At 64.7% G+C, this 3,874-nt stretch carries 4 protein-coding genes; 1 reads left to right on the top strand and 3 read right to left on the bottom strand.

Annotated features, from left to right (window positions below; translation table 11 throughout):
• Positions 1–850 (top strand): response regulator (locus tag EOA38_RS30155; RefSeq protein WP_145966128.1); only part of this gene is annotated, 850 nt, incomplete at its 5' end.
• 250 nt (positions 851–1,100) lie between these two features.
• Here the strand turns inward: EOA38_RS30155 and EOA38_RS30165 are convergent.
• The 3 genes from EOA38_RS30165 to EOA38_RS30175 all read right to left on the bottom strand — a co-directional run bounded on the left by EOA38_RS30165 (position 1,101) and on the right by EOA38_RS30175 (position 3,670).
• A complete protein-coding gene (locus tag EOA38_RS30165) occupies positions 1,101–1,955 on the bottom strand; it encodes a lytic transglycosylase domain-containing protein (protein ID WP_127300950.1) in 855 nt (284 codons plus the stop codon).
• Positions 1,956–1,959: 4 nt separating this feature from the next.
• Positions 1,960–3,210, bottom strand: a complete 1,251-nt coding sequence (ispG, locus tag EOA38_RS30170) for a flavodoxin-dependent (E)-4-hydroxy-3-methylbut-2-enyl-diphosphate synthase (protein ID WP_127300951.1) — start codon at positions 3,208–3,210, stop codon at positions 1,960–1,962.
• 280 nt (positions 3,211–3,490) lie between these two features.
• Positions 3,491–3,670 (bottom strand): YdcH family protein, encoded by a 180-nt coding sequence (locus tag EOA38_RS30175; RefSeq protein ID WP_126091508.1) that lies wholly within the window; start codon positions 3,668–3,670, stop codon positions 3,491–3,493.
• Between the last annotated feature and the right edge of the window lie 204 nt (positions 3,671–3,874).

Here is a 3,874-nt window from a genome sequence, read left to right on the forward strand (position 1 = left end):
GCTGAGAAGCTGGAGCTTCGATTGCGCCGCGGCCGAGAGCGGCGCCGTCGGCCTTGCCTTCCTCGACCGCGCCTGCCAGCTCGGCGCATCGGTCGACTGCATCATCCTCGATTACCAGATGCCCGGCATGAACGGCGCCGATGTCGCCAGGTCGATCGCCGCCGACAGCCGCCTTTCCTCCATTCCTGTCGTGCTGCTCACCTCGGTCGACCAGGTCGATTTCGGCAGGATGGTGATCGATTTCGGCATCGTCGCGCATCTCACCAAGCCGGCGCGTTCGGCGGTGCTGCTCGGCACGGTCATTTCCGCCATTCAGAAGGCCCGCACACAGGGCGCCAAGGCGCATTTCGTGCGCGAGCCGGTCGTGGCCCAGCCGGCCGCGCCGGCCATCACCGTCATCCGCGGCCCGGTCGTTCCTGTCCCGGCCGCGCCGGAATCGACCGCCGCGCCGAGCGGCCCGATCGACATCCTGATCGCCGAGGACAATGACGTGAACCAGTTGGTCTTCGGCCAGATCCTCAGCGGCCTCGGCTTGAGTTACCGCATCGCCGGCAATGGACGCACCGCGGTCGAAATGTATCGTTCGCTGCGGCCGCGGCTGGTGCTGATGGACGTCTCCATGCCGGAGATGAACGGCTACGAGGCGACGCGCGCCATCCGCGCGATCGAGGAGCAGAACGGCAGCCACACGCCGATCATCGGCGTCACCGCGCATGCGCTGAAGGGCGACCGCGAGAAATGCGTCGAAGCCGGCATGGACGACTATCTGCCGAAGCCGGTTTCCCCCGACCGCCTCGGCGCCAAGATCGGCACCTGGCTGAGCGAGACTGTGGCGGCGAAGACGGCTTGACGTCTCGTTGACTAAAGACGGGTCTCTACAAAGACTGCCGAGTTCCCGCCAACCCCCCTCTGGCCTGCCGGCCATCTCCCCCTCAAGGGGGGAGATTGGCAGCTTCGACGCCCCGCTCGATCCTGCAACGTCGGAGATTGGCGAAAGCCGTGGCGACGTCTGATCTCCCCCCTTGAGGGGGAGAGGCCCGGCAGGGCAGAGGGGGGCGCTGTCCCGCCAGCATCTCCAAAATTCTTTGCTACGCACAAAGCTACCGATTGCGCATAACCACGCACGCCCCGCCGACGCTGTGCAGCTTGTTGCAGATACCGTTGGCCTCGGCGCGCGAGTCGGCGCCGATTCTGACCGCATAGATGCCGCGCCGGCCGATCGGCGTGCGCACGCGGCTCACCACCGGATCGTGGCTGGCGAGCAAGGCCGGGAACCGGCCGCGCACCCTCAACCACTGGCCGATCGCCGCGGAGCGGCGGAAATTGCCCGCCACCTGGACGCCCCACGGCTTGACGTTGATCGAGGCCATGGCGACTGTCCGCGACATGATCACCGGCAGCCGGCGGCAGGCGACCGCGAAGCTGGTCTTCGGATCGAGCGGCTGGATGGTGCCGGCGTAAGCGGTGTCCGAGAACTTGTCGACCGGTTCGCCCATGACGTCGAAGACGTAGCTTTCGGTCTCCATCGGCAGGAAGCCGCCGGAATCCAGCCAGCGCGACACGCGGTTCTCGCCGGCATTGTAGGCAGCGGCGGCGAGGCCGAGATTGCCGTAACCCACCTTCATCTCGGCCAGATATTTCGCTGAAGCCGGGATGGCCTGCTCGATGTCGAAGGGATCGGCAAGCCCGCGCAGCTTGGCCGTGCCCGGCATGAACTGGGCGATGCCTTCCGCGCCGACCGGGCTCACCGCATTGGGGTCGAAACGACTCTCCTTCCAGATCAGTCGGGCGAAGAAATCCTTGGGCAGGGCGTTTTGTTCGGCCTGCGTCTCGATCAGGTCGCAGACGCGGCCGATCAGCCGTTTGGCGGCCGATTGCGGCGGATCGGCCAATGCTTCGCCGGTCCAGCACAACCCCAAAAGCAGGAAAAGCGTCGCCTTCCATAAACGACGCATGGGCTCATTCCGCGGCGGCTTTGCCGTGTCCGTACCGCTGCTCGATATAGTCGGCGACCATCTTCTCGAAATCCTGCGCGATCGAGGGGCCGCGCAGCGTCGCCGCCTTCTTGCCGTCGATGAAGACCGGCGCCGTCGGCGTCTCGCCGGTGCCGGGCAAAGATATGCCGATATCGGCATGCTTGGACTCACCGGGGCCGTTGACGATGCAGCCCATCACCGCGACCTTGAGGTTCTCGACACCGGGATATTTCTCGCGCCACACCGGCATGTTCTTGCGGATGTCGGCCTGGATGCTCTGGGCCAGTTCCTGGAACACCGTGGACGTCGTGCGGCCGCAGCCCGGGCAGGCCGCGACGATCGGCACGAACTGCCGGAACCCCATGGTCTGCAAGAGTTCCTGCGAGACCTGCACCTCGCGGGTACGGTCGCCATTCGGCTCCGGTGTCAGCGAGATGCGGATCGTGTCGCCAATGCCTTGCTGCAGGAGGATGCCCATCGCCGCGGATGAGGCCACGATGCCCTTGGTGCCCATGCCGGCCTCGGTCAGGCCAAGATGCAGCGCATGGTTGGAGCGCGTCGCAAGTTCGGTATAGACGGCGATCAGGTCCTGCACGCCGCTCACCTTGGCCGACAGGATGATCTTGTCGCGCCCAAGCCCGATCTCTTCGGCCAGCTCGGCCGACAGGATCGCCGACTGCACGATCGCCTCGCGGGTGACCTCCTGCGCGGTGAGCGGCGAGCCCTGGGCCTGGTTATCGTCCATCAGCCGGGTCAACAGATCCTGGTCGAGCGAGCCCCAGTTGACGCCGATGCGTACCGGCTTGTCGTATCTGATCGCCATTTCGACGATCGCCGCGAACTGCCGGTCCTTCTTCTCCTTGAAGCCGACATTGCCGGGATTGATGCGGTATTTCGCCAGCGCCTCGGCGCAGGCCGGGTGGTCGGCGAGCAGCTTGTGGCCGATATAGTGGAAATCGCCGACCAGCGGCACATTGACGCCGAGCCTCGACAGCCTTTCCTGGATGCGCGGCACGGCCGCGGCGCTCTCGTCGCGATCGACGGTGATGCGCACGATCTCCGAGCCGGCGCGATTGAGCGCCGCGACCTGCGCGACGGTCTGGTCGACATCGGCCGTGTCGGTGTTGGTCATCGACTGCACGACGACCGGCGCGCCGCCGCCGACCATCACGTCGCCGACCGAAACACCAACCGATGTCCGGCGCGGGAAAGGAGAAGAAAAATATCCGGTCATGCCGGCCGCCTTTTGCTTGGAGCAGGGATGCTCAAGGGTCCGGGCATGAGGTGGAGGAGCAAAGATGGCTTGTCAATGGCAAGCGGCAGGCAGCCGGTCAAATCGGCTGCCTGACTGATTGCCGAAACCACAAGTCCCTACTCCGGCGGCGAAGGTGTCCAAGCTGCGCCGCCGCTGCCGAAACTGGTCAAAATCCGGAATAAGACCCAGACGCCGGTGGCATGACAGCCACCGGGTGGATGATTGCGCCGCAATGGCGGCTATGTTGCCTAGAGGAGCTTCAGTGTGCCGTCGGTTTCGCCTTCAGCTTTTCAATCTCGTCCTTGATTGCCAACTTGCGCCGCTTGAGATTGGCGATCTCGAGGTCGTCTACCGAAGGATGCATCATCGCATCGGTGATTTCGCGCTCGATGTCGCCGTGCTTCCGCTGCAGCTCATCAAGATGGGATGCAAGAGACATGATTGGTTCTCCCTTTCATGGTTTCCTCGATTGCAGCCGTCGCAGCCACGTTCCACCGCAGGTCGCTACTGTGACGGCACGGTGACACTTTGCCACCAACCAATCTCGATGTCGAATGCCGCGTGGTAGCATTCCACGACAATGTGAAATGTGATATGGGCTGCCCGCCGGTCACAAACCCCACCGGCCCCGCCCAGACAGGCC

Source organism: Mesorhizobium sp. M1E.F.Ca.ET.041.01.1.1, assembly GCF_003997355.1.
Taxonomy (GTDB): domain Bacteria; phylum Pseudomonadota; class Alphaproteobacteria; order Rhizobiales; family Rhizobiaceae; genus Mesorhizobium.